Below are 25,665 nucleotides of genomic sequence, written 5' to 3'. Positions count from 1 at the left end.
ATGGGCCCATCCCGCAGCATCAGGGAGTATTCAGTCCCAGAAAATCAATCATCTGCGCAAAATGGCGTTCGAATCCGATATAGGCATGATTGCCGCCCTCTTCTACCGTCTGACGGCACGCGCTGTAGTAATCCAGCGCCTGGCGATAGTCGAGCACTTCATCGCCGGTTTGTTGCAGCAGCCAGAGTAGATCGGGCGCTTCCAGAGGGTCAATCTGCATCACTTTCAGATCGTAAATGTGGCGAGACTCTAACACATATTGCTGGCCGGTGTAGGGATTCCGGTTTTCACCCAGATAATCCACCAGCAGTTCAAACGGCCGCACCGCCGGATTCACCACCACCGCCGGCAGCATGAAACACTGCGACAGCCAGGTGGCAAAATAACCACCGAGCGATGACCCCACCAGCCCGAGCGGTTCCCCGGCATACTGCATCACCAGCTCTTCCAGCAGCGCGGCAGCCTCAGCGGGAAAAGTCGGCAGCTGCGGCACCAGCACCTCAATGTGCGGATGCTGCGCCTGACACCACTGCTGTAACTGCGTCGCTTTAGCCGACTGCGGTGAGCTGTTGAATCCGTGCAGATAAATCAGCGCCGCCATGGTTTAGTAGCCCTCGGAATCCAGATCCGGACGGAACAGATCGCTCTGCAGACGATTCACTTCGGTGTGCAGCGTGCCATCCGCCTGCAGCGTCAGCCAGCGCCAGCCGGGCGCCACGGTATCAATAGTGAAGTTGGTGCAGTGCGGTTTGAACTGGACGCAGGTCGAAGGCGACGCCAGTACGCGGCGGCCGTGCCAGTCGAGATCCAGCTCCTGATGAATGTGGCCGCACACCAGGTGGCGCGCCAGCGGGAAGTTTTGCAGCACCGCATCCAGCTGATGCGGATTGCGCAGGCTGTGCTGGTCAAGCCAGGTACAGCCAGAGGCCAGCGGATGATGGTGCAGCAGCACCAGCGTGTAGCGATCGGGGAACTGACGCAGCGTGCGGTCCAGCCACTCCAGCTGATAGTCGCTCAGCATGCCGTGCGGCACGCCAAAAACCTGGCTGTCCAGCAGCACCAGCTGCCAGTGCTCGCCGAGCAGCACATGCTTGTCCGCGGCGATGCCAGCCTGCGCCAGTGTATCCACCATCGCCGGCTGAAAATCGTGATTGCCCGGCAGCCAGACGCACGGCTTCGGCAGACGCGCAATGCCCGCAACAAAATGCTGATAAGCTTCGACGGTGTGATCCTGGGCGAGATCGCCGGTGGCGATAATCAGATCGTAATCGCGCTGTTGCGCCGCGATGGCGTCCAGCACCGCATCAAAACTCGACCAGGTATTCACTCCAAGCAGCGATTGATGTTTTCCCGCGAAAAGATGGGTATCCGTAATTTGTAAAATCCTGATATCGGACCCATTTGCCGCAGGAAGAGTTAGCAGGCTATCCAAAGCGTTTCCTTTCTCTCCACGCTATCGTTGCGTTATATACCCGTGCGGATTCAGGGTATCGCTATCAGCACACCGGCACGGCCATCGCGCCGTGCGCCAGGCAGTACCGCAACCAGTCGGCAAGGAACTGGTTAATCTGATGTTTTTCATCGCGCTGATGCAATTTTTTATTAGGATAATCATAGCGCGCTTTGAAGCGATAGATCTGCTGAGTGGAACACACTTCAGCCACCATCGCATCGTGGTAGAGCCGCACCGACATGGACGGCAGGCTCCAGTAGCTCACTGCGGGTGCCACCTGGCGGATCTCCACCAGCGTGGTGTAGCGCGTCGACTCTTCTATAGTCAGCTGATAACTGGCGCCGTTCACCTGATACATCACCGACGCACCTGCCTCGTCACTGCGCGGCAGCAGGCGGCGCAGCTGAGCGAAATTGGTTTCGCACAGACGCATCATTTCGGGGAAATCAGGGGTATAGCGCTGTTTCATGTTGGCTTCCACTCTTCTCTTAGTTTCTCATGGTGCAACGCCAGCCATTGCAGAGCGATGACGGATGCCGCGTTATCAATAATCCCCTCTTCCACCCAGCGGTAAGCCTGTTCGCGGCTTACCACATGCACAAGAATATCCTCATTCTCTTCCTCCAGCCCGTGATTTCCCTCTGCCTGGCTGGCATCCACTTCGCCCACCAGCACCGACAAACGCTCAGAGGTTCCGCCGGGGCTGGCTAAGTAATTCACTATCGGTTTGACCCGGCCAACCTTGAGGCCAGCCTCTTCGACCGCTTCGCGACGCACCACATCTTCCGGCGTTTCACCCGGTTCAATAATGCCGGCCACCATCTCCAGCAGCCAGGGCGTGGCGCTGGAGTCATAGGCCGGAATGCGGATCTGTTCGATCAGCACTACTTCGTCGCGCAGGGGATCATAGGGTAGCAGCACGGCAGCGTGTCCGCGCTCAAAAACTTCGCGCACCACTTCACCGCTCATGTCGCCATTGAAACGGCGGTGGCGGAAGCGGTAACTGACGATGGAAAAAAAACCATCGTAGCGAGTATCGCGTGCAATAATTTCTACATCGTTTTTTGTGAAAGTCACAGGGGATTTTTTTTCACCCGCCATCATCTGGTTCCTTATGCAGATTGGGATGGAGCGAAGAAAAGCCAACCCTTGTGCTCCGTCCGAGTGGTTCTTTCTGAATTATTTACGTAAATTAGGGGGAGAAGGCACGTTCAGCCAACTTATCTCTGACGCCGCCTCTGTAGAATCGGCGATTATTTTTTGGCTTACCTGCAGCACACTCTCTGTGCATTTGCTGCAACACAAGGAATGCAAATGAAAAAACTGCTCCCACTTTTTATTGGACTGAGCCTGGGCGGTTTCAGCCTTGCCAGCCAGGCAGAAAACCTGTTGCAGGTCTACCAGCAGGCGCGCCTCAGCAACCCGGATCTGCGTGCTTCAGCCGCCGATCGCGACGCTGCTTTTGAGAAAATTAACGAAGCGCGTAGCCCGTTGCTGCCGCAGCTGGGTCTGGGTGCAGATTATACCTATAACAGCGGCTATCGCGACAACAGCGGTCTCCATTCCAACACGACCAGCGCCTCGCTGCAATTAACGCAGACGATTTTCGACATGTCGAAATGGCGTGCGCTGACGCTGCAGGAAAAAACGGCCGGCATTCAGGACGTTACTTATCAGGTAGCGCAGCAGGATCTGATCCTGAACACCGCAACCGCCTATTTCAACGTGCTGAAGGCCATTGATACGCTTTCTTACACTGAAGCGCAGAAACAGTCGATCTACCGCGAACTGGATCAGACCACCCAGCGTTTTAACGTCGGTCTGGTGGCCATCACCGATGTGCAGAACGCCCGTGCTCAATACGACAGCGTGCTGGCCAACGAAGTGACCGCGCGTAACGACCTGGATAACGCGGTGGAATCGCTGCGTCAGATCACCGGCATGGATTATCTGTCGCTGGCGTCACTGAATATCGATCGTTTTAAAACGGCGCGTCCGGAAGCGGTGTCCAATTTGCTGAAACAGGCTGAGAGCCGTAACCTCAACCTGCTGTCTGCCCGTCTGAGCCAGGATCTGGCGCGTGAGCAGATTCGCTCCGCCGAGTCCGGCCACATGCCGACGCTGGATCTGACCGCTTCTACCGGTCTGTCGAACAGCAAATACGGCGGCAGCCGCGCTAATCAGAGCGCCGGTACCACTGACTCGATCACCGGCTCCAACCAGGTTGGCCTGAGCTTCTCACTGCCTCTGTACAGCGGCGGTTCAGTGACCTCGCAGGTGAAACAGGCGCAGTATAACTTCGTCGCCGCCAGCGAGCAGCTTGAAGGCGCGCACCGTAGCGCGATTCAGACCGTCCGTTCTTCGTTCAACAACGTGAACGCTTCGATCAGCAGCATCGACGCTTACAAACAGTCGGTAATCTCGGCGCAGAGCTCATTAGATGCTTCGGAAGCCGGTTATCAGGTGGGTACGCGTACCATCGTTGATGTGTTAGACGCGACCACCACGCTGTTTAACGCTAAACAGCAGCTGTCGAATGCGCGTTACAGCTACCTGATCAACCAGCTGAACATCAAATATGCGCTGGGCACGCTGAACGAGCAGGATCTGCAACAGCTGAACAGCACGCTGGGCAAAGAAGTGACGACCTCGCCAGAAGTGGTCGCGCCGGAAAACAGCCAGCAGGCCGCGCGCGTGGATAACGGCCCGAAAGCGACCTCCGCTTCCGCCGCCGCTCAGGCCCGTCCGGCCGCGGCACGTAATAGCGCCAATCCTTTCGCTAATTAAGCCTTCAAGGGGCCGCTTGCGGCCCCTTTCGCATTCAAACGTATAACAACGTAAAGATCCCCTTGCCACCCGGCTTCCCGCTTCATTTTCCACCACTCATCACCTATCCTAAGCCCCACCTTTGGGCACAGGATGAAGATAATGAAACGGACAAAAAATATTCGTCATGCCGCTTTCCGTAAAAGCTGGCAGGCACGCCATTTAACGCCGGTCGCACTGGCGGTCACCGCCGTGTTTATGCTGGCAGGCTGCGAACAGAGCGATGAAACGGTTTCGATGTACCAGAACGCCGATGATTGTGCGAAAGCCAATCCGGGCCAGAGCGCTCAGTGCACCACCGCTTACAACAACGCGCTGAAAGAGGCTGAGCGCACCGCGCCAAAATACGCCACGCGTGAAGATTGCGTCGCGGAATTCGGCGAAAACCAGTGTCAGCAAACTCCGGCACAGGCGGGCGTCGGTACCACGGCGAACAACGCTGAAGCGCAGCAGAGCGGCAGCTTCTGGATGCCTCTGATGGCCGGCTACATGATGGGTCGTCTGATGGGCGGCGGTGCCAGCTTTGCGCAGCAGCCACTGTTCTCGCCAAAAACCCCTAACAGCCCGGCTAACGGCCAGTTTGTTGATGCTTCCGGTAAGAACTACGGTGCGGCCACCTCCGGTCGGACGGTCAACGTGCCGAAAACCGCGCTGGCGCCAAAACCAGCCACTACGTCCACCATCACCCGTGGCGGCTTTGGTGAGACGGTAGCCAAACAGAACACCATGCAGCGCAGCAGTGCCACCAGCACCGGCAGCCGCTCGCTGGGAGGCTAAGCCCGCGCATGCAACGTATTGCTATCAGCGAACGTCCGAACTGGCGCGAAAAGGCGACCGAGTACGGCTTTCAGTTTCACACCATGTATGGCGAACCCTACTGGTGCGAAGACGCTTATTACCAGTTTACGCTGGCGCAAATTGAACAGCTGGAAGCGGCCACCGCTGAACTGCACCAGATGTGCCTGCAGGCGGTAGAAAAAGTGGTGAACAGCGAAGCGCTGCTCACCCGTTTCTGCATTCCGAAACACACCTGGGATTTTGTGCGCGAATCCTGGCAGCAGCGTCAGCCGTCGCTCTATTCACGCCTCGATCTGGCGTGGGATGGCACAGGCGAGATCAAGCTGCTGGAGAACAACGCCGATACGCCAACCTCGCTGTACGAAGCGGCGTTTTTCCAGTGGATCTGGCTGGAGGATCAGCTCAACGCCGGCAACCTGCTGCAGGGCAGCGATCAATTCAACAGCCTGCAGGAGCAGCTGATTGAGCGCTTCGCCACGCTGCACCAGCAGCACGGTTTTAACTGGCTGCACTTTGCCTGCTGTCGCGATACGGAAGAAGATCGCGCCACGGTACAGTATCTGCAGGATTGCGCCACTGAAGCCGGTCTGCCGAGTGAATTTCTTTACATTGATGAGATCGGGCTGGGCGAAAAAGGTCAGTTTACCGATCAGCACGATCAGGTGATCAGCAACCTGTTCAAGCTCTATCCGTGGGAATTCATGCTGCGCGAGATGTTCTCGACCAAGCTGGCCGATGCCGGCGTGCGCTGGCTGGAGCCGGCGTGGAAAAGCATTCTCTCCAACAAAGCGCTGCTACCGCTGCTGTGGGAGATGTTCCCCAACCATCCTAACCTGCTGCCCGCCTGGTTTGCCGACGATGCCAGCGCGCCGCAGATGGACAAATATGTGGTGAAACCGCTGTTTTCCCGCGAAGGTGCCAACATCACCATCGTGGAAAACGGTCAGGAAATCGCGCGTGCCGACGGCCCTTATGGCGAAGAGGGCATGATCGTCCAGCAGTTCTGGCCGCTGCCGAAATTTGGCGACAGCTACACGCTGATTGGCAGCTGGCTGATTGACGATCAGCCTGCCGGTATCGGTCTGCGGGAAGATCGTGCGCTGATCACCCAGGATCTGTCACGTTTCTATCCGCACACCTTTATTGAGTAACGCACGTGCCGCCCGGTCTGCTGTCGGCATAGGTGTCAGCCAACCTGCACCGACAGCATACTGATCGAACCCATATCCATGCCTTCCACCGGGATGCTCACCGCCTCACCTTCAGCTCGCGCGCCGAGAATATACAGCAGCGGCAGATAGTGCTCCGGCGTCGGGTTAGCCAGCTGCGCGCCTTCATGCTGCTGATAATTCACCAGCGGATGCTGCGCCGCCTCGCCTTCGTAGCCCAGATTATCGCGCACGAACTGGTTGAAGCTCTCCGCCCACGGATAAGCGCTTTCCGCACCCTGCCAGCGAATCATCCGCAGGTTATGCACCACGTTGCCGCTGGCCACTAGCATCACGCCTTCGTCACGCAGCGCCGCCAGTTTACGTCCCAGCGCAAAATGCCACGCCGCCGGCTGGGTGCCATCAATACTGAGCTGAATCAGCGGAATGTCAGCCTGTGGATACATCTTCGCCAGCACGCCCCACGAGCCGTGATCAAAGCCCCACTGCTGATCGGCCTGCACTGCTACCGGCGCCAGCAGATCGATAACGCGCTGTGCCAGCGATGGCGAACCCGGCGCCGGATAGCGCACGTCGAACAGCGCCTGCGGGAAGCCACCAAAATCATGGATGGTGCGCGGATTGCTCATCGCCGTCACCGCCGTGCCGCGCGTGTACCAGTGCGCCGAGATGGCGAGAATAGCGCGCGGACGCGGCAGGGTTTCGCCCAGCTGTTGCCATACGCGGGTATAACGGTTGTCTTCTAATACGTTCATCGGGCTGCCGTGGCCGAGAAACAGAGCGGGCATGCGGGTCATTATTCATCCTCTGGCGTCGGGATCGCGTTAATGACTGTCACGATACGCGCTTTCGCCAGGGGAAAAACGCTGATAAGCATGATGATGTTTATCAGCAAATTTGAACAAGATTTTGCCGACATAACTTTACGCTAAATAACTCGATATTTTATGGGGTTAACTATATTGTAACTGGTAATCATTATCATTAAGGAGCCCATCATGTCAGTACCTTTGCTGCTAACCATCCTGGCTGGCGGTGCCACCTTCGTCGGCGCGATTTTTGGCGTGCTCGGTCAGAAGCCGTCGAACCGCGCACTGGCCTTTGCGCTCGGCTTTGCCGCCGGCATCATGTTGCTGATTTCCCTGATGGAGATGCTGCCCGCCGCGCTGCATGCGGAAGGCATGTCACCGGTGCTTGGCTACGGCATGTTCATGCTCGGTCTGCTGGGTTATTTCGCCATGGATCGCCTGCTGCCGCACCAGCATCCGCAGGATCTGATGGCGGTCAATCGCCGCCCCACTAACCTGAAACGTACCGCGATCCTGCTGACGCTCGGTATCAGCCTGCATAACTTTCCCGAAGGCATTGCCACCTTTGTCACCGCCAGCAGCGATATGGAACTGGGGCTGGGCATCGCGCTGGCCGTCGCGATTCATAATATTCCGGAAGGGCTGGCGGTGGCCGGACCGATGTACGCCGCCACCGGCTCGAAAGCCAAAGCGCTGTTCTGGGCCTGCCTGTCCGGCATGGCGGAGATTCTTGGTGGCATCATCGCCTTTCTGCTGCTGGGGCCGGCGGTCTCACCGGTGATGATTGCGGCCATCATGGCGGCGGTGGCGGGCATTATGGTGGCGCTGTCCGTGGATGAACTGATGCCGCTGGCGCGCGAAATCGATCCGCATAACAATCCCAGCTACGGCGTTCTGTGCGGCATGACGGTGATGGGCCTGAGCCTGACGTTGCTGCAAACCAGCGGGGTAGGCTGACGCGAGATTCGTCTCATTCACCACCACTTCGGCCTTAACTCTCAACGACTTAGGCTTGTTAAGGCGTAGTCGAGACGGGTCTTGTTAACACCCGACTGCGGGCTCATTACACTCCACGCGACTCTTAGAAAGCAGTGGAGTGTTATGTTAATTCAGGGAGCCATTTTATGCCTGGCGATGAATATCTATCATGAAGCGCGCGGCGAACCGGTAAAGGGGCAGATTGCCGTCGGCACTGTCACCATGAATCGGGCTAACTGGGACGTCAAAGAGATCTGTCCGGTGGTGTACGCACCCAAACAGTTCTCCTGGACGTCTCTGCACAAACATCCCCATCGCCATCCGCCGCAGCATGACAAAAGCTGGCAGCGCGCGCAGCGCCTGGCCCAGCGGATTGTCGAGGGTAAGCTGGCGGATGTGACAAAGGGCGCGACCTTCTTTCATGCGCACAGCGCCAGACCCGCGTGGCGCCACGCCTTCCAGCGTACCGTGGTGATAGGCAATCACGTTTTTTACGCCAGCCGTTAATCATAAAAAAAGGCCGGATGCATCACATCCGGCCTTATTTATTTCACGTCGGCTTAGCTGGCCTGACGGGTTTCATGCTGGCGGCGCCAGGCCACCAGGTCTTCAATGGTCACCACCGGCATGGCGTGCTGCTTCGCAAACGCAATCACTTCCGGCGCGTGCGCCATGCTGCCGTCATCATTGGTCAGTTCGCACAGCACACCCGCAGGTTTGAAGCCCGCCAGCGTCACCAGATCGAGCGTCGCTTCGGTGTGGCCGCCGCGCGCCAGCACGCCGCCGTCGCGCGCGCGCAGCGGGAATACGTGGCCGGGACGATTCAGATCGGACGGTTTAGCGTCATCGGCAATCGCCGCGCGGATGGTGGTAATACGGTCGGAGGCCGATACGCCGGTCGTCACGCCGCTGGCCGCTTCAATAGTCACGGTAAAACCGGTGCCGTAAGAGCTGGTGTTGTTCTCAACCATCATCGGCAGATCCAGTTGCTGGCGGCGCGCTTCGTTAATGCACAGGCAGACAATGCCGCTGCCGTGACGAATGCTCAGCGCCATCTGTTCCACGGTCATGGTTTCGGCGGCGAAGATCATATCGCCTTCGTTTTCGCGATTTTCATCGTCCAGCACCATCACGCCGCGCCCGTTGCGCAGCGCATCGATGGCGCGTTCTACACGCTGTTCCGGCGTGCCAAATTCAGAAAGAAGCGTCTGATTCATGGTAAAAAAACCTTATTAATAAAATATGAGTTACCAGAACCAGGGCGAGCTTAGGAGTGCGTAGAAAACACATGGCAATAACGTGACGCGGGCGCAGCCCGGCTGATGTCGTTACCCTCTCCCATCCGGACTTTAACCGTCGGCCCCGGAATTACACCGGATCTGCTGACCTTTCACTGAACAGCGAAAGCGCTCGCGGGCTTTCAGCCGAAGCTGATTTACCGCCGGTGGGGAATTTCGCCCCGCCCTGAGAATAAGCGAAATTACTATAGCGCCAATCACCTGGTCGGGCAATCAACAAAAGTGCAAATGCTTTTGCACTTCATGCGTTGCGGATTTCGGGTTTAACCTTTTCGTTTCTGGCATTACACTTAATGTTTGATGAGTCGGAACACGCGCTGTTATCAGCCACCGTAACCAGGAAACAACCATGATCGACACGAAAAAAATTGAACAACTGGCGCGCCAGGTGCACGAAGCGATGCCAAAAGGTATTCGCGACTTTGGCGACGATGTGGAAAAGAAAATTCGTCAGGTATTGCAGGCGCAGTTAACCCGCATGGATCTGGTTAATCGTGAAGAGTTTGACGTGCAGACCCAGGTGCTGCTGCGCACGCGTGAAAAACTGGCGGCGCTGGAGCAGCGTCTGGCGAAGCTGGAGAGTGAAAGTCCGGCGGCCCCGGCTCCGGCGGTGATCACGCCAGATCCGGCAGGCAAAATCGATACGCCTCAGTAAGGTTTACGCGGCGGGAGTTCGCTCCCGCCGGCTACGTGTTTACTGATTGCGAATGGTTTTGATGATGTTGGTGGTGGAGATACCGTCTTCAAAGTTGAGCACGCGCACGTCACCGCCGTTGGCCCACACCTCTTTACTGCCCGCGATATCTTCCGGCTTATAATCACCGCCTTTCACCAGCAGATCCGGCAGCACTTCGGCAATCAGCCGCTGTGGCGTATCCTCTTCAAACAGCACCACCCAGTCTACGGCTTCCAGCGCACCCAGCACGATCATGCGGTTTTCCTGCGGGTTCACCGGGCGGGTTTCGCCCTTAAGACGTTTGGTGGAAGCATCGCTGTTGACCGCCACGATCAGGCGATCGCCCAGTTTGCGCGCGTTGGCCAGATAAGAGACATGGCCGGCGTGCAGAATGTCGAACACGCCGTTGGTCATCACCACTTTCTCACCGCGCTGGCGCGCCTGCGCCACCGCCACTTTCAGCTCGGCTTCGGTCATCACGCCAAAGCCGCTGTCCGGCCGCGCGTGAATCGCATTCTCCAGCTCCACGGTACTGACGGTTGAAGTCCCGAGCTTGCCGACCACCACGCCAGCCGCAGCGTTGGCGAGGAAGCAGGCATCTTCCAGACTTTCACCGGCAGCCAGCACTGCAGCCAGCACACCGATCACCGTATCGCCAGCACCGGTCACGTCATACACTTCCTGCGCCTGAGTGGGCAAATGCAGCGGCGCTTTGCCCGGCTGCAGCAGGGTCATTCCGTTTTCCGAACGCGTCACCAGCAGCGCGGAGAGATCGTAATCGGCGATCAGCTGCATACCGCGGCTGACAATCTCCTCTTCGCTTTTGCATTTACCCACCACCGCTTCGAACTCGGACAGATTGGGCGTCAGCAGCGTCGCGCCGCGATAACGTTCAAAATCGGTACCTTTCGGGTCGATCAGTACCGGCACCTGCGCCGCACGCGCCAGCTGAATCATGGTCTGCACGCTGCTCAGCGCGCCTTTGGCATAGTCAGACAGCACCAGCGCGCCCGCCTGTGCCAGCGACTGACGCAGGCGATCGTGAATCGGCTGCGGATCAACCTGCTCAAAGCCCTCTTCAAAGTCGAGGCGAATCAGCTGCTGGTTGCGCGACAGCACGCGCAGTTTGGTGATGGTCGGATGGCTATCGAGGGCGACGAAATCGCACTCAACTTTCACCTGCGCCAGCGTTTCGCGCAGCACGCGCGCAGCGTCATCTGCACCGGTCAGGCCGATAAGGCGCGAGTCCGCACCGAGTGCAGCGATATTCATCGCCACGTTGGCCGCGCCGCCCGGCCGCTCTTCAATGGTATCCACTTTAACCACCGGCACCGGGGCTTCCGGTGAGATCCGGCTGGTCGGGCCGTACCAGTAGCGGTCTAACATCACATCGCCGACAACCAGCACAGCGGCCTTGCCAAACGCGGGCAGTGTTACTTTCATGCAGAGACTCCAGACTTCAACGTTCAGTCAAAATAATGCGCGGATAATAGCATAGAAGCCGCCAGGCTCACTGCTCCGTGTCATCCGCGTCGCTCGCGGCCAGCCAGCGCTGCCAGCTGGCGTGCACCACGGCGCGTTCGTCAGCGAACGATGCCGGATCGACATGACCCGGCAGTTCCTGTAGCGCCAGATGGTGCAGCGCATCGCGCAGCGTGACGTAAGCGTGCGTCAGCGCCTGCGCTTCCTCATCAGCCATGATGCCGTGGCGCGCCATCAGTTCGAAAATGCGCACGTTATCCGACCAGCGCGTCAGCGCCGGCTGGCTGGCGGCGTAACCTAAGACCAGATACTGCGCGATGAATTCAATATCGGTGATACCGCCCTCATCGGTTTTAATCTCCCAGCGGCCTTTGTGCTTGTTACTGAGGTGCGCGCGCATTTTCTCACGCATCTCACGCACTTCGGTTTGCAGCTTCGCGCCTTCACGCGGCAGGCAGAGAATACCGCGCCGGATCGCATCGAAGCGCTCACACAGCGCCGGTTCGCCAAACACGATGCGCGCGCGCACCAGCGCCTGATGTTCCCACGTCCAGGCTTCATGGCGCTGATAGTCGTCAAAGGCGGCAAAGGTGCTGACCAGCATGCCGGCCGCGCCAGAGGGGCGCAGGCGCGCGTCCACCTCATACAAAATGCCGGACGAGGTGCGGGTGCTGAACAGATGCATGACGCGCTGGGCGAGACGCAGGTAAAACTGACGCCCGTCGATAACGCGTTCACCGTCGGTTTCGGCATCGTCCGGACAGTCATGCAGAAACACCAGATCGAGATCCGAGCTGTAACCCAGTTCCCAGCCGCCCAGTTTGCCGTAGCCGACCACGGCAAAGCCGCGCTCGCTGTCGCTGGTGAGATGCGAAGGGCGACCATAGCGTTGCACCATCATCTGCCACGCCTGCTGCACCACCGATTCAATGATCGCTTCCGCCAGCCACGTTAAGTGATCGCTCACTTTCATCACCGGCAGGGTTCCGGCGATGTCGGCGGCGGCGATACGCAGATGCTGTGCCTGCTTGAACTGGCGCAGCGCTTCCAGTTGCTGCTCTTCATCATCGGTGGGAATGCGCAGCAGATACTGGCGCAGTTCATCACGATAGGCATCGGTGGCAGTGGGCTGATACAACGTGGCCGGATCGAGCAGTTCATCCAGCAGCAGCGGATAGCGCGCCAGCTGGCTGGCAATCATCGGCGAAGCGCCACACAGGCGAATCAGATGACGCAGCGCGCCGTGATACTCGGTCAATAACTCGAGATAGGTGCTGCGCGTTAATACGCCAAGCAGCAGCGGTGTCAGGCGCGCCAGCACCACATCGGCATCGTCACGCGCGCACACTTCGCTTAGCAGGCGCGGCATTAATTGATCGAGCGCCAGCCGGCCGCGCGGGCCGATGGTGCGGCGACTGACATCCTGACGGAAATCATTCAGCGCCCGATACAGCGCATGGCGCTGTTCCGCCTGCAGCTGCGGTACCACCGGCAGCAAATCGCTCTCTTCCAGCGCGTCCTGCCACAGGCTGGCGAACTCCGCCAGCTGCGGCTGATCGTCGATATCCGGCGCATCATCGCCTATCAGCTCGTCGAAAATGTGGCGCACGCCGGCCATGTGCTGTTCCAGCTGTGCCAGCAGCGTCGCCCAGTCCGCCATGCCCATCGCCCAGGCCAGGCGCTGGCGATCGAGCGGATTTTCCGGCAGCGTCTGCGTCTGCTCATCGTTGATGCTCTGCAGCAGATTCTCCAGCCGGCGTAAAAACAGGTAGGCGTCACGCAGATGGTCAACCTGCTCCGGCATTAACAGTGCCAGCTCACCGATGGCCTGCAGCGTCGGCAGCAGCGAACGCAGCTGAAGTGAGCGCTCACGTCCACCTCGAATCAGCTGAAACACCTGGACAATGAATTCGGTTTCGCGAATGCCGCCGGCGCCGAGTTTGATGTTGTCCTTCAGGCCGCGCCGCCGTACTTCGCGGGCAATCATGCCTTTCATGTTACGCAGCGACTGGATCACGCTGAAATCGATGTAGCGGCGATAGACGAACGGGCGCAACATCTGCTGCAGCTCCTGGCTCCAGTGGCCGCCATCGTCGCCCATCAGGCGCGCTTTCACCATCGCGTAGCGCTCCCAGTCACGGCCCTGCTCCTGGTAGTAATCTTCCAGCGCGGCAAAGCTTAGCACCAGCGGGCCGCTGTCGCCGAACGGGCGCAGGCGCATATCCACTCGATAAACAAAGCCATCGACGGTAGGTTGATCCAGCACCTTAATCAGCCGCTGCCCCATGCGGGTAAAGAACTGCGCGTTGTCGAGCTCGCGCCGGCCGCCGTGGGTGACGCCGTTTTCCGGCCAGGCAAAGATCAGGTCAATATCGGAAGAGAAGTTGAGTTCACCGCCGCCCAGCTTGCCCATGCCCAGAATCAGCATCGGCTGGGCTTCGCCGGCGGCGTTGCACGGCGTGCCGAAATCGCGGCAGCAATCCTGCCACACCCAGTCGCGCGCGGCGGTAATCAGCACTTCCGCCAGCGTGCTGAGCTGCGTCAGGCTCTGCCCGGTGCTGGCCTGCTCCAGCGCCTGCATCCACGCGATGCGCACCAGCATATGGCGGCGGAACAGGCGCAGTTCGCGCATCAGGGAGGCTTCGTTATCTACCGGCTGCAGCGCCGCTGCCAGCCAGGTCGCATAGTGCTGCCACTCTTCGGGCTGCGGCGGTTGCTGCTGCAGCTGTTGCCACCACGCCGGATGCTGCTGCAGGTTGTCCACGATAAAGTCACTAAAGGTCAGTGCGCCAGCCTGCTGCGGTGTGATCGCCGTCAGCGGCAGGCCCAGACGTTCTGCCACGCTGGCGAGCTGCGCCTGCATCAGCGTCGGTAACGGTAACGACATCTTCCCTCCCTGATGATTGATGGTGCCGTAGCCTTAGCGTTTCGCACCGTTATTCAGCCAGAACGGCGGTTGACGGATCGCCAGATTGACCAGCTGAATCAGACCGCGCTCCTGTTTTTCACGAATGGCGTGCTGCAACTCCTGCCAGCCCGCCAGCCACTGGCTGACTTCTTCAGCCGGATACGCCCCCGCCAGCAGATGCACCGCCAGCAACTGGCGGTTCAGGCGCGTAGCTTTGTCCTGAAATTCATTGAACAGCTGCACGTCGACGAAGGTTTCACGCAGATCCGCGCCGATGCGCCCCAGCATGATGTCGCTGAAGCGTTTAAACGAGCCCTGTAGCTTGCTTTTGTTCTTCTCGTCCAGCCACGGCTGCCACTGCGACTCCACCAGCCAGTGAGTAAGTGCTAACTGAGCTTCGACCGAGGTCGGTGAGAAGCAGACGGTTTCTGCGCTGGCCTCGCTGTCCGCCAGCAGCTCTTCCAGCCGGGTCAGCTTCTGACGCAGTTCGCTATTGGCCTTGCGCGGCACCAGCGTGCCAAACAGGGAAAACGCCTGACGCAGCGTTTCCAGCGCTTCAATTACCCGTGCCCGGGCGTCTTCGTTACCGCGCAGCCAGACTTCTTCATGGTACTGCCAGTGGCCGAGCGCCGCGCTCATGGCGTGAACCATGCCCTGCTCCACCGTGGCTTTAGGGGCAATTTTCTGCAGCGGCAGCGCGCGCAATGGTCGCGGCGCGTTGCCCTGCGCCAGCTGATAACCGCGTGCCGCTTTGCTCAGGCTGCCGAGGCGCAGGCCGCCCGTGGCGATCAGCGCACTGGCGAAGGTCAGCATATCGCTGCGCGCTCCACGCTTAAGCTCCAGCTCCACTTCATACAGCGGCTCGCTCAGCTCCCCTGCGGCAACGCTGCCGCAATCGAACGCTACTTCAATTTCGCTGTCGCCAACGCTCACCAGCCAGGTTTCACGCTGGAAATGGGTGCTGAACAGCGGCTGCAAATGCGGCTGCAGCGCGGCGACATCGGTCCCCTGCGGCCAGATCTCTGCCGGCAGGCGGGCAATGTCCAGCTGCGGCTCGCTGAGGTCGACGTTGTATTCCGGACGCTGATGCAGGCCGCCCAGCGTTTTGCCGGCGGTTTTCAGCGTCATTTCATAGCGCTGATCCACGCCGCGAATCCGCAGGCCCATATCCCAGCGGCGCAGCTGGTTGTCATCGGTTTCGTAATAGATGTTGGTCAACTCACGCGCGGCGTGGTGCTGATGTGGCCAGGCGGCAAGCGTCTGCGCCAGTTTTTCGGCGGCTTGCGGGGTGGCAATGAACTTTAATTCGATTTCGATGGTCATAATTTTTTATTCAATACGCTGCTGGCACTTACGAGTTTAATCTGGCGAAGAGTAATGCACCGCAAGCCTGCTGTCTCTGCTTTCTTGTGCTTTTACGACCCTTTTCGCACCGCATTGAGACCAGGATAGTTCTCATTCAGATTTATGCGAAGCGACTCCAGACTGTGCCGGTAAATTTACGCCCATCATGAAAAAACGATATCGAATGAAAAAAATCACACTTGCCGCCCTCTCTTTGCTGGCTTTCAGCGCCATCGCACCGGCCCACGCGGCCGATGAAAAACGTTACATCTCCGACGAATTATCCACCTGGGTACGCAGCGGCCCTGGCGATCAGTATCGCCTGGTTGGCAAGCTGAATGCCGGGGAGGAAGTCACGCTGCTGCAAACCAATAATGACTCGCAGTACGCGCAAATCCGCGATGCAGAAGGCAAAACTAACTGGATCCCGCTGTCGCAGCTCAGCGCCTCTCCCAGCCTGCGCACCCGCGTGCCGCAGCTGGAGCAGCAGGTCAAAGAGCTGACCGACAAACTGGCGAACATTGATAACAGCTGGAATCAGCGTACGTCAGAGATGCAGAACAAGGTGGCCAACAGTGACGGCACCATCAACGGCCTGAAAGAAGAGAATCAGAAGCTGCGCAACGAGCTGATTGTCGCGCAGAAGAAGGTCAGCGCCGCTAACGTTCAGCTGGATGACAAACAGCGCACCATCATCATGCAGTGGTTTATGTATGGCGGCGGCGTGCTCGGCGTGGGTCTGCTGCTTGGCCTGCTGCTGCCGCACATGGTGCCGCGCCGCAAGAAAAACGATCGCTGGATGAATTAAAGCCGCCACGCCATTTGTGGTTTGCCTGAAGGGGATCGTAAGATGCCCCTTTTGGCATGCCCGCTTTTTCGCCAAAGTATGCAACAATAACGTAACAAGCGTGCGCGGCACGCAAAAGTGGATTGCCTCTGGAGTGGTTGAGTGAAGACGTTTCTGGTCGGTGGCGCAGTGCGTGATGCCTTACTGCGTTTGCCGGTAAAAGATAGAGATTGGGTGGTGGTGGGCGCAACGCCCGACAGCATGCTGGCGCAGGGCTATCAGCAGGTGGGCCGGGATTTTCCGGTTTTTTTACACCCTGATAGCCGCGAAGAGTATGCGCTGGCGCGCACCGAGCGCAAAAGCGGCAACGGTTATACCGGCTTCGTGACCCAGTTCGCGCCGGACGTGACGCTGGAGCAGGATTTACAGCGTCGCGATCTGACCATCAATGCCATCGCGCAGGCTGCTGATGGCACGCTGATCGACCCTTATCACGGCCAGCAGGATTTGCAGCAGCGCACCCTGCGTCACGTGTCGGCAGCCTTTAATGAAGATCCGCTGCGCGTGCTGCGCGTGGCGCGTTTTGCTGCCCGTTTCGCCCATCTCAATTTCCGCGTGGCACCTGAAACCCAGGCGCTGATGCGCGAGATGGCGCACAGCGGTGAACTGGCGCACCTCACCGCAGAGCGGGTGTGGAAAGAGACGGAAAAAGCGCTGCTGACGCGCAATCCACAGGTCTATTTCCAGCTGCTGCGCGACTGCGATGCATTGCAGGTGCTGTTCCCGGAAATCGACAACCTGTACGGCATTCCGGCCCCCGTTAAGTGGCATCCGGAGATCGATACCGGCGTCCACGCGCTGATGACGCTGACCATGGCCGCAGCGCTCTCCGACCAGCTTGACGTGCGTTTCGCCACGCTGTTCCACGATGTGGGTAAAGCGCTGACGCCACCAGAGAAGTGGCCGAGCCATCATGGCCACGGCCCGGCCGGTGTACCGATTGTTGAAGCGCTGTGCCAGCGGCTGCGCGTGCCGAACCAGGTGCGCGATTTGGCCCTGGTGGTGACGGAGTTTCACGATGTGGTGCACACCATTGAACGCCAGCCGGCTGACGCGCTGGTGGCGCTGTTTGACCGCATCGACGCCTGGCGCAAGCCCGATCGCGTGGAAAAGATGGCATTGACCAGCGAAGCCGATGCACGCGGGCGCACGACGCTGGAGAGCATGGCTTATCCGCAGGGCGATTATCTGCGGCGCGCGTTTGCGCTGGCGCAGGCGGTGCCCACCAAAGCGGTGGTCGAGGCCGGTTTCACAGGCGCGGCGGTGCGGGAAGAGTTGACGCGTCGGCGCGTGCTGGCGTTGCAGGAAGGGTTAATCGACGCGCGGCCAGCGTAACCGGCCGCGCCTCGCGTATTACATAAAGATGGCGTAAACCGCTGCCGCGACGATAAAGCGGTAGATGGCAAACGACACAAACGAGATACGTTTGATCAGCTCAAGGAACACTTTGATCGCCAGCAGCGCGACAATAAAGGCGGTCACGAAGCCCACGGCAAACATCGGGAAATCCTGCATCGTCAGGAAGCCCATGCTCTTGTAGAGATCGAGTCCGGTAGCACCGATCATCATCGGTACCGCGAGGATGAAGGAAAACTCGGACGCCGCATAGCGGCTGACGCCCATCAGCATACCGCCGGAGATGGTGGCGCCGGAACGCGAGAAGCCCGGCCACAGCGCCAGACACTGGAAGCAGCCAATCATAAACGCCTGGCGATAGGTGATGTCATCAATGCCCACCGCCTTCGGCTGCTTTGGCTTGAGATATTCCGCCGCCAGCAGCAGCACGCCGCCCACCACCAGCGCGTACATCACGTTGATCGGGTTAAACAGGGTTTTAATCTGGTCATGCAGCACCAGGCCAATCACCACCGCCGGCACCATACCCAGCAGAATGTGAATCAGCGTCAGTTTTCCGCTGCCGACGCCTTCGTGACGCTCCTGGCCGAAGTGAATGCCGATCAGGCCAAACAGCCGGCGCCAGAACATCACGACTACGGCGAGGATGGAGCCCAGCTGGATCACCACTTCAAAGGTTTCCGCCTTCTCACCCTCGAACCCCAGCAAATGGCCAACAATAATCATGTGGCCTGTGGATGAGACCGGCAGGAACTCCGTAAGGCCTTCCACAACCCCCAGGATTGCAGCTACCCATAGCTGATGAATGTCTGCCATCAAATTTTACCCTCTATCCGTTTTAAACAGTAAAAAGGCGGTCGCGCACCGCTACCGCCTGAAATTATGCCTGCACCTTGCTGAAGGAAACCTTAAGGATTTCGGTCACTTCCCCTTCATCAGCGCAGCGGCCTCCACTGAGACACACCATAATTTGGTTTGGTTTCATTGTGATGGCAATCACGCAGGATTTATTTAGGAATAGTCCCGCGCTCAATTCTCACGCCCACGCTCGCCGCCTGGGCGACAGCCCCCGGTTTACCTACCTTCACGCGCACGCCGGGCGTTTTGAAACGATTCATCAACAGATCGGCGATTTCTTCTGCCACCCGTTCGACCAGCGCAAAACGCTGCCCCTGCAGATGACTGAGGATCGCTTCGGTGACATCGGCGTAGCTCAGACAGTGGTTCACATCGTCGCTCACCGCCGCCTGACGGTTGTCCCACGCCATTTCGACATCGAGCACCAGCTTCTGCTGCATGCCCTGTTCCCAGTCGTAAACGCCAATAGTGGTGAACACGGTGAGTTGTTCTATAAATACGATATCCATGATGTCACTCTCTGTTTTTGGCTTAGCCGGATACCACTTCCGGCGGATTATGCGTATTATCCACGCTTATCGAGAACAAAACGACCCAAAAGGAACGGTACGAAGCTATGAGTGCTATCGCGCTTGGTATGATTATTTTCGCGTATCTTTGCGGCTCGATTTCCAGTGCGATCCTGGTTTGTAAACTCGCTGGTTTACCCGATCCCCGCAGCGCAGGCTCTGGCAATCCAGGCGCCACCAACGTGTTACGTATTGGCGGTAAAGCCGCCGCTGCCGCGGTACTGATTTTCGACGTGGCAAAGGGAATGGTGCCGGTGTGGATCGCCTGGTGGCTGCACGTCACGCCGATGTATCTTGGCCTCACGGCCATCGCCGCCTGCCTCGGCCACATCTATCCGGTGTTTTTCCGCTTTCGTGGCGGCAAAGGTGTGGCCACCGCGTTTGGGGCCATCGCGCCGATTGGCTGGGACCTGACCGGCCTGATGACCGGCACCTGGCTACTGACAGTGCTGCTCAGCGGTTACTCATCGCTGGGCGCGATCGTCAGCGCGTTAATTGCCCCGTTTTATGTCTGGTGGTTTAAGCCGCAGTTCACCTTTCCGGTGTCGATGCTGTCATGCCTGATTTTGCTGCGCCATCACGACAATATTCAGCGCCTGTGGCGCGGTCAGGAAAACCGCGTGTGGAAGCGTAAAAAGAAGAAATAAAAAAACCGGCGCGCAGCCGGTTTTTTATTATCAGATGGCCGGTAATTCCGCCAGCGGCCAGCGTGGCCGCACGCTGACACCCAGCTCACCGCGCGTGCCGCCTTTCAGCCGCACCATGCCGGCATAGGCAATCATCGCGCCGTTATCGGTGCAGAACTCCGGACGGGCATAAAATACCTCGCCGCCGCGCGCGCTCATCATAGTTGCCATGCGTTCACGCAGCGTGCGGTTGGCGCTCACGCCGCCGGCAATCACCAGTCGTTTAAAGCCGGTCTGCTCCAGCGCACGCTTGCATTTGATCATCAGCGTGTCCACTACCGCATCTTCAAAGGCGCGGGCGATATCGGCGCGCGCCTGTTCGTCACCGTCATGTTCGCGAATGGTATTCGCTGCGAAGGTTTTCAGGCCGGAGAAGCTGAAGTCCAGTCCCGGACGATCGGTCATCGGACGCGGGAACTTAAAGCGATCCGGCGTGCCTTGCTGCGCCATGCGCGACAGCATCGGGCCGCCCGGATAATCCAGCCCCAGCAGCTTGGCGGTTTTATCGAACGCTTCCCCGGCGGCATCGTCAATCGATTCGCCCAGCAGCGTATATTCACCAATGCCGGTGACGCTGATCAGCTGCGTGTGGCCGCCGGAGACCAGCAGTGCCACGAACGGGAATGCCGGTGGGTTGTCTTCCAGCATCGGCGCCAGCAGATGGCCTTCCATGTGATGCACCGGCACTGCCGGCACGTTCCAGGCGAACGCCAGCGCGCGGCCAATGGTGGCGCCAACCAGCAGCGCACCGACCAGGCCGGGACCGGCGGTGTACGCCACGGCGTCAATCTCTCCGGCCTGCAAGCCCGCCTGTTTCAGCGCGGCCTGGATCAGCGGCACGGTTTTCCGCACGTGATCGCGCGAGGCCAGTTCCGGCACCACGCCGCCGTAATCGGCATGTAATTTCACCTGGCTATATAATTGATTCGCCAGCAGACCGGACGCATCGTCATAAATCGCGATGCCGGTTTCATCGCAGGACGTTTCAATACCCAGAACTCGCATAGCTTTATCACCCTCTTCTTGCGGCGCGCAGTGTAGCACAGGCCGGCTGACGCCTGCGCCCTTCCGCACACGAAAAAGTGTTTTTCTGTCGCGCAAAGAGTGCGCTATACTCCATGGCCTGAAAAAACCGGCAGCCGCACAGGCAAACGCTCCTGTTGGTTCTAAATTGTCCATGGTGCTTTACAAGCCAGCCGCGCCTGGAGTAAAATGCTGCACCATTTTGAAAAGTGCTGGCGCCGCAGTCAGCAGCAAAAACCGAATTTTATCGAGGTGAGAGTTACATGCCGGTAATTAAAGTACGTGAAAACGAGCCATTCGACGTAGCACTGCGTCGCTTCAAGCGTTCCTGCGAGAAAGCAGGCGTTCTGGCTGAAGTTCGTCGTCGTGAGTTCTATGAAAAACCAACGACTGAACGTAAGCGCGCTAAAGCGTCTGCTGTTAAGCGTCACGCCAAGAAACTGGCTCGCGAAAACGCACGCCGCACTCGTCTGTACTAATTTCTTTTCGGAAGTTCGCTTCCGCCGCGTGTTAAACGCAGACAGAGTCAAGTAAGAGGCCGTGCTTTCCGAAAGGAAGCGCGGCTTGTTGCCGTTTATGAGCTGAAAAACCGGGGCTTATGGCTGGACGAATTCCACGCGTATTTATCAATGATTTACTTGCCCGCACGGACATCGTGGATCTTATCGATGCCCGCGTTAAGCTGAAAAAGCAGGGTAAGAACTATCACGCGTGCTGTCCTTTCCATAACGAAAAAACCCCCTCTTTCACCGTAAGTGGTGAGAAGCAGTTCTACTACTGCTTTGGCTGTGGTGCCAAAGGCAACGCCATCGACTTCCTGATGAATCACGATCGTCTGGATTTCGTCGAGAGCGTAGAGGAACTTGCCACGCAGCACGGCTTAGAAGTGCCGTACGAAGCGGGCAACGGTCCGAGCCCGATGGAGCGCCATCAGCGCCAGAGCCTGTATCAGCTGCTGGAAGGTTTAGACAGCTTTTATCAGCAGAGCCTGCGCAATCCGCAGGCGAAATCAGCACAACAGTATCTTGCCACACGCGGGCTGAGCCAGCAGGTGATCGATCACTTTGCCATTGGTTATGCGCCAGCCGGCTGGGACAACGTACTGAAGCGTTTCGGTCAGCAGAAAGAAGATCGTGAATCGCTGATGGAAGCGGGCATGCTGGTCAGTAATGACAGCGGCCGCACCTACGATCGTTTCCGCGATCGCGTGATGTTTCCGATTCGCGACAAACGCGGACGCGTGATTGGTTTTGGTGGCCGCGTGCTGGGCAACGATACGCCCAAGTACCTTAACTCACCGGAAACACCAATTTTCCATAAAGGCCGCCAGCTGTACGGCCTGTATGAAGCGCAAAAAAATCATCCGCAACCGGCGCGTCTGCTGGTGGTGGAAGGCTATATGGACGTGGTTGCGCTGGCGCAGTTCGGCATTGATTATGCTGTCGCCTCGCTGGGCACCTCGACCACAGCGGAACATATCCAGCTTTTGTTCCGCTCGACCGATAACGTGATCTGCTGCTACGACGGCGACCGCGCCGGTCGTGAAGCTGCATGGCGTGCGCTGGAAACCGCATTGCCTTACATGAATGACGGTCGTCAGCTACGCTTTATGTTTTTGCCCGACGGCGAAGACCCGGATACCCTGGTGCGTAAAGAGGGCAAAGCAGCGTTCGAAGCGCGGATGGAGCAGGCTATGCCGCTCTCCACGTTTCTGTTCGACAGCCTGATGCCGCAGGTGGATTTGAGTACGCGCGACGGCCGTACCAAGCTGGCGACGCTGGCGCTGCCGCTGATTAGCCAGATTCCGGGCGAAACGCTGCGGATTTATATGCGTCAGACGCTGGGTAATAAACTCGGCATTCTGGACGATAACCAGTTAGACAAGCTGATGCCGAAGCAGGCGGAAAGCGGTACCGCGCCGGTGGCGCCACCGATGAAACGCACCACCATGCGCGTGCTGATTGCGTTGCTGGTGCAGAATCCGCAATTTGCCGCCATCGTGCCTGCGCTGGACGGGCTGGAGCAGTCTAAATTAGCGGGATTGCCACTGTTTGTGGAGTTAGTCCGCCGTTGTACTGAGAATCCTGGCCTGACCACCGGACAGCTACTAGAGTTATATCGCGGGACAGAATTTAGCCAGCCCCTTGAAACACTGGCCACCTGGAACCACATGATCGTAGATGACGAAGCGGAAGAAGTGTTCCAGGACTCGCTGGCAAGCATCTATGATGCTGCGCTGGAGCAGCGCCTCGAAGCACTGATTGCGCGCGACCGGACGGAAGGCCTGAGCGCCGCCGAACGCCGTGAATTCTGGGCATTAAGCCAGGCATTAGCCAAAAAATAAGATTTTACCGGGTCAGAATGATGAAGGCTGATAACGCCGCCGTTCTTGCCTGATGTTTCTGGTTTATGGACGCTGTAAGCGAAGCCGGAAGCAATGCATACATACCATAGGCGTTAACGTCGCTGTCAGTTTCAAGGCTGCCAGCGCGCAGCAACCGGAGCGTACTGGCGTACGTGAGGATTGGAAGCACTGCCAGCATTGAAAATGGCAAGTGAGTTAGCGCCGGACAGAATATTAAGCGGCTTAAGTGCCGATTTACGATGGGCCAAAGCCCTGGCCGCGTTGAAGGCAGCGGCAAAAATACAACGCCTTCACTGTTATAGTTGGCTCGCTGCCGACCGACACCAATCTAATTAACAGAAGTGTGGATACCGTCTTATGGAGCAAAACCCGCAGTCACAGCTTAAGCTGCTTGTCACCCGTGGTAAGGAGCAGGGCTATCTGACCTATGCTGAGGTCAATGACCATCTGCCGGAAGATATCGTCGACTCCGATCAGATCGAAGACATCATCCAAATGATCAACGATATGGGTATTCAGGTGGTGGAAGAAGCCCCGGATGCCGATGATCTGATGCTGAATGAAAACAGCACCGATACTGACGAAGATGCCGCGGAAGCTGCCGCTCAGGTATTATCCAGCGTTGAATCTGAAATTGGCCGTACCACCGACCCGGTACGCATGTACATGCGTGAAATGGGTACCGTTGAGCTGCTGACGCGTGAAGGCGAAATCGACATCGCCAAGCGTATCGAAGACGGTATCAACCAGGTGCAATGCTCTGTCGCCGAATACCCGGAAGCAATCACCTACCTGCTCGATCAGTACGATCGCGTTGAAGCGGGCGAGTCACGCCTGTCTGACCTGATCACCGGTTTCGTCGATCCGAACGCCGAGGAAGATCTGGCACCGACCGCAACCCACGTTGGTTCTGAGCTGTCAGAAGAAGACCGCGACGACGACGAAGAGGAAGACGAAGAGAGCGACGACGACAGCTCCGACGACGATAACTCTATCGATCCGGAACTGGCGCGCGAGAAGTTTAACGACCTGCGCACGCAGTACGAAACCACGCGCACCGTGATCAAAGCCAAAGGCCGCAGCCATGCGGACGCCGTGGCCGAGATTAATAATCTCTCTGAAGTGTTTAAACAGTTCCGCCTGGTACCGAAGCAGTTCGACTACCTGGTGAACAACATGCGTGAAATGATGGAGCGCGTGCGCACGCAAGAGCGCCTGATCATGAAGCTGTGTGTTGAACTGTGCAAAATGCCGAAGAAAAACTTCATCACCCTGTTTACCGGTAATGAAACCAGTGAGAGCTGGTTCAAAGCGGCACTGGCCATGAACAAACCGTGGTCGGAAAAACTGCAGGAAGTGGAAGAAGACGTCATGCGTTCGCTGCAGAAACTGCTGCAGATCGAAGAAGAGACCGGCCTGACCATTGAGCAGGTGAAAGACATCAACCGTCGTATGTCGATCGGCGAAGCCAAAGCGCGTCGTGCGAAGAAAGAGATGGTTGAGGCTAACCTGCGTCTGGTGATCTCCATCGCCAAGAAGTACACCAACCGTGGCCTGCAGTTCCTCGATCTGATTCAGGAAGGCAACATCGGTCTGATGAAAGCGGTGGATAAGTTTGAATATCGCCGTGGCTATAAGTTCTCAACTTACGCCACCTGGTGGATCCGTCAGGCTATCACCCGTTCCATCGCCGACCAGGCGCGTACCATCCGTATTCCGGTGCATATGATTGAGACCATTAACAAACTCAACCGTATTTCGCGCCAGATGCTGCAGGAGATGGGCCGCGAGCCAACGCCGGAAGAGCTGGCTGAGCGCATGCTGATGCCGGAAGATAAAATCCGTAAGGTGCTGAAAATCGCTAAAGAGCCGATCTCCATGGAGACGCCGATTGGTGATGATGAAGATTCGCATCTGGGCGACTTTATCGAAGACACCACGCTGGAGCTGCCGCTGGATTCCGCGACCTCGGAAAGCCTGCGTTCTGCCACCCACGACGTGCTGGCTGGCCTGACCGCGCGTGAAGCCAAAGTCCTGCGTATGCGTTTCGGTATCGATATGAATACCGACCACACGCTGGAAGAGGTGGGCAAACAGTTTGACGTAACGCGTGAGCGTATCCGTCAGATTGAAGCCAAAGCGCTGCGTAAACTGCGCCACCCGAGCCGCTCGGAAGTGCTGCGTAGCTTCCTCGACGATTAATCGTCCTGGTCAGTAAAA

The 25,665-nt window shown here is 58.1% G+C and carries 24 protein-coding genes and 1 riboswitch; of the genes, 12 read left to right on the top strand and 12 right to left on the bottom strand.

Annotation, left to right across the window (positions count from 1 at the left end; translation table 11 throughout):
- Window positions 1-19 precede the first annotated feature (19 nt).
- The 4 genes from yqiA to nudF form a co-directional block, all read right to left on the bottom strand.
- On the bottom strand, window positions 20-601 hold the full coding sequence (gene yqiA / locus ABVR31_RS02935; protein WP_058771368.1) for an esterase YqiA: 582 nt from the start codon (window positions 599-601) through the stop codon (window positions 20-22).
- A gap of 3 nt (window positions 602-604) precedes the next feature.
- Window positions 605-1,432 carry a 3',5'-cyclic-AMP phosphodiesterase gene (gene cpdA, locus ABVR31_RS02930; protein WP_031280131.1) on the bottom strand — a complete coding sequence of 276 codons (828 nt, stop codon included), beginning with the start codon at window positions 1,430-1,432 and terminating at the stop codon, window positions 605-607.
- 64 nt (window positions 1,433-1,496) lie between these two features.
- Window positions 1,497-1,922: a DUF1249 family protein gene (locus tag ABVR31_RS02925; protein WP_021509611.1), complete on the bottom strand. Its 426-nt coding sequence runs from the start codon at window positions 1,920-1,922 to the stop codon at window positions 1,497-1,499.
- Window positions 1,919-2,554: an ADP-ribose diphosphatase gene (nudF, locus tag ABVR31_RS02920; protein ID WP_021509612.1), complete on the bottom strand. Its 636-nt coding sequence runs from the start codon at window positions 2,552-2,554 to the stop codon at window positions 1,919-1,921. The genes ABVR31_RS02925 and nudF overlap by 4 nt, the downstream gene beginning before the upstream one ends.
- A gap of 213 nt (window positions 2,555-2,767) precedes the next feature.
- On the opposite strand from nudF, the gene tolC reads away from it, so the two are divergent.
- The 3 genes from tolC (at window position 2,768) to ABVR31_RS02905 (ending at window position 6,228) form a co-directional block, all read left to right on the top strand.
- The gene (tolC, locus tag ABVR31_RS02915; protein ID WP_021509613.1) at window positions 2,768-4,240 is read left to right on the top strand and encodes an outer membrane channel protein TolC; all 1,473 of its coding nucleotides are present in this window, start codon (window positions 2,768-2,770) and stop codon (window positions 4,238-4,240) included.
- A 141-nt stretch (window positions 4,241-4,381) separates the two neighbouring features.
- Window positions 4,382-5,056, top strand: coding sequence for a DUF1190 family protein (locus ABVR31_RS02910; protein ID WP_372771786.1), 675 nt, complete (start codon window positions 4,382-4,384; stop codon window positions 5,054-5,056).
- An 8-nt stretch (window positions 5,057-5,064) separates the two neighbouring features.
- Complete coding sequence (locus ABVR31_RS02905; protein WP_372771785.1) at window positions 5,065-6,228, top strand: glutathionylspermidine synthase family protein; 1,164 nt, start codon at window positions 5,065-5,067, stop codon at window positions 6,226-6,228.
- A 35-nt stretch (window positions 6,229-6,263) separates the two neighbouring features.
- Here ABVR31_RS02905 and ygiD read toward each other — a convergent pair whose 3' ends face one another.
- A complete protein-coding gene (ygiD, locus tag ABVR31_RS02900; protein ID WP_372771784.1) occupies window positions 6,264-7,043 on the bottom strand; it encodes a 4,5-DOPA dioxygenase extradiol in 780 nt (259 codons plus the stop codon).
- Between the two features lie 201 nt (window positions 7,044-7,244).
- Between ygiD and zupT the strand changes: the two genes are divergently transcribed.
- Window positions 7,245-8,012, top strand: a complete 768-nt coding sequence (gene zupT, locus ABVR31_RS02895; RefSeq protein WP_372771783.1) for a zinc transporter ZupT — start codon at window positions 7,245-7,247, stop codon at window positions 8,010-8,012.
- 144 nt (window positions 8,013-8,156) lie between these two features.
- Window positions 8,157-8,540: a cell wall hydrolase gene (locus ABVR31_RS02890; protein WP_021509619.1), complete on the top strand. Its 384-nt coding sequence runs from the start codon at window positions 8,157-8,159 to the stop codon at window positions 8,538-8,540.
- A 53-nt stretch (window positions 8,541-8,593) separates the two neighbouring features.
- Here the strand turns inward: ABVR31_RS02890 and ribB are convergent, their stop codons facing one another.
- Window positions 8,594-9,250 (bottom strand): 3,4-dihydroxy-2-butanone-4-phosphate synthase, encoded by a 657-nt coding sequence (ribB, locus tag ABVR31_RS02885; RefSeq protein WP_010618704.1) that lies wholly within the window; start codon window positions 9,248-9,250, stop codon window positions 8,594-8,596.
- A 109-nt stretch (window positions 9,251-9,359) separates the two neighbouring features.
- Window positions 9,360-9,509: riboswitch (FMN riboswitch) on the bottom strand.
- 171 nt (window positions 9,510-9,680) lie between these two features.
- Between ribB and ABVR31_RS02880 the strand changes: the two genes are divergently transcribed.
- Complete coding sequence (locus tag ABVR31_RS02880; RefSeq protein ID WP_010618705.1) at window positions 9,681-9,986, top strand: accessory factor UbiK family protein; 306 nt, start codon at window positions 9,681-9,683, stop codon at window positions 9,984-9,986.
- Window positions 9,987-10,025: 39 nt separating this feature from the next.
- On the opposite strand, the gene hldE is transcribed toward ABVR31_RS02880, so the two are convergent.
- The 3 genes from hldE to ABVR31_RS02865 all read right to left on the bottom strand — a co-directional run bounded on the left by hldE (window position 10,026) and on the right by ABVR31_RS02865 (window position 15,720).
- On the bottom strand, window positions 10,026-11,450 hold the full coding sequence (gene hldE, locus ABVR31_RS02875) for a bifunctional D-glycero-beta-D-manno-heptose-7-phosphate kinase/D-glycero-beta-D-manno-heptose 1-phosphate adenylyltransferase HldE (RefSeq protein ID WP_021509620.1): 1,425 nt from the start codon (window positions 11,448-11,450) through the stop codon (window positions 10,026-10,028).
- Window positions 11,451-11,517: 67 nt separating this feature from the next.
- Window positions 11,518-14,376, bottom strand: a complete 2,859-nt coding sequence (gene glnE / locus ABVR31_RS02870; protein ID WP_141496445.1) for a bifunctional [glutamate--ammonia ligase]-adenylyl-L-tyrosine phosphorylase/[glutamate--ammonia-ligase] adenylyltransferase — start codon at window positions 14,374-14,376, stop codon at window positions 11,518-11,520.
- A gap of 33 nt (window positions 14,377-14,409) precedes the next feature.
- The gene (locus ABVR31_RS02865) at window positions 14,410-15,720 is read right to left on the bottom strand and encodes an inorganic triphosphatase (RefSeq protein WP_372771782.1); all 1,311 of its coding nucleotides are present in this window, start codon (window positions 15,718-15,720) and stop codon (window positions 14,410-14,412) included.
- Window positions 15,721-15,925: 205 nt separating this feature from the next.
- Here ABVR31_RS02865 and ABVR31_RS02860 point away from each other — a divergent pair, with 205 nt between their 5' ends.
- Together ABVR31_RS02860 and ABVR31_RS02855 are read left to right on the top strand one after the other, a co-directional pair.
- Complete coding sequence (locus ABVR31_RS02860; RefSeq protein ID WP_010618709.1) at window positions 15,926-16,549, top strand: TIGR04211 family SH3 domain-containing protein; 624 nt, start codon at window positions 15,926-15,928, stop codon at window positions 16,547-16,549.
- Window positions 16,550-16,690: 141 nt separating this feature from the next.
- On the top strand, window positions 16,691-17,923 hold the full coding sequence (locus ABVR31_RS02855) for a multifunctional CCA addition/repair protein (protein ID WP_058759771.1): 1,233 nt from the start codon (window positions 16,691-16,693) through the stop codon (window positions 17,921-17,923).
- An 18-nt stretch (window positions 17,924-17,941) separates the two neighbouring features.
- Here the strand turns inward: ABVR31_RS02855 and bacA are convergent, their stop codons facing one another.
- On the bottom strand, window positions 17,942-18,760 hold the full coding sequence (bacA, locus tag ABVR31_RS02850; protein WP_031280132.1) for an undecaprenyl-diphosphate phosphatase: 819 nt from the start codon (window positions 18,758-18,760) through the stop codon (window positions 17,942-17,944).
- Window positions 18,761-18,951: 191 nt separating this feature from the next.
- Window positions 18,952-19,311, bottom strand: coding sequence for a bifunctional dihydroneopterin aldolase/7,8-dihydroneopterin epimerase (gene folB / locus ABVR31_RS02845; RefSeq protein WP_021509625.1), 360 nt, complete (start codon window positions 19,309-19,311; stop codon window positions 18,952-18,954).
- Window positions 19,312-19,418: 107 nt separating this feature from the next.
- On the opposite strand from folB, the gene plsY reads away from it, so the two are divergent.
- Window positions 19,419-20,018: a glycerol-3-phosphate 1-O-acyltransferase PlsY gene (gene plsY / locus ABVR31_RS02840; protein WP_021509626.1), complete on the top strand. Its 600-nt coding sequence runs from the start codon at window positions 19,419-19,421 to the stop codon at window positions 20,016-20,018.
- Window positions 20,019-20,048: 30 nt separating this feature from the next.
- On the opposite strand, the gene tsaD is transcribed toward plsY, so the two are convergent.
- Complete coding sequence (gene tsaD, locus ABVR31_RS02835) at window positions 20,049-21,062, bottom strand: tRNA (adenosine(37)-N6)-threonylcarbamoyltransferase complex transferase subunit TsaD (RefSeq protein ID WP_031280133.1); 1,014 nt, start codon at window positions 21,060-21,062, stop codon at window positions 20,049-20,051.
- 281 nt (window positions 21,063-21,343) lie between these two features.
- Here tsaD and rpsU point away from each other — a divergent pair, with 281 nt between their 5' ends.
- From rpsU to rpoD, 3 genes are all read left to right on the top strand, one after another.
- Entirely contained in the window at window positions 21,344-21,559 is a 216-nt protein-coding gene (gene rpsU, locus ABVR31_RS02830) for a 30S ribosomal protein S21 (RefSeq protein ID WP_001144069.1), read from the top strand.
- A 119-nt stretch (window positions 21,560-21,678) separates the two neighbouring features.
- On the top strand, window positions 21,679-23,424 hold the full coding sequence (gene dnaG / locus ABVR31_RS02825; RefSeq protein WP_021509629.1) for a DNA primase: 1,746 nt from the start codon (window positions 21,679-21,681) through the stop codon (window positions 23,422-23,424).
- A 378-nt stretch (window positions 23,425-23,802) separates the two neighbouring features.
- The gene (rpoD, locus tag ABVR31_RS02820; RefSeq protein ID WP_021509630.1) at window positions 23,803-25,647 is read left to right on the top strand and encodes an RNA polymerase sigma factor RpoD; all 1,845 of its coding nucleotides are present in this window, start codon (window positions 23,803-23,805) and stop codon (window positions 25,645-25,647) included.
- The last annotated feature ends 18 nt before the right edge of the window (window positions 25,648-25,665 follow it).

The sequence above is a fragment of the Pantoea sp. WEP genome, assembly GCF_041678305.1.
Taxonomy (GTDB): Bacteria; Pseudomonadota; Gammaproteobacteria; order Enterobacterales; family Enterobacteriaceae; genus Pantoea; species Pantoea dispersa.
The sequence above is the reverse complement of the archived record's forward strand: the minus strand, read 5'-3'. Positions and strand labels throughout refer to the sequence as shown.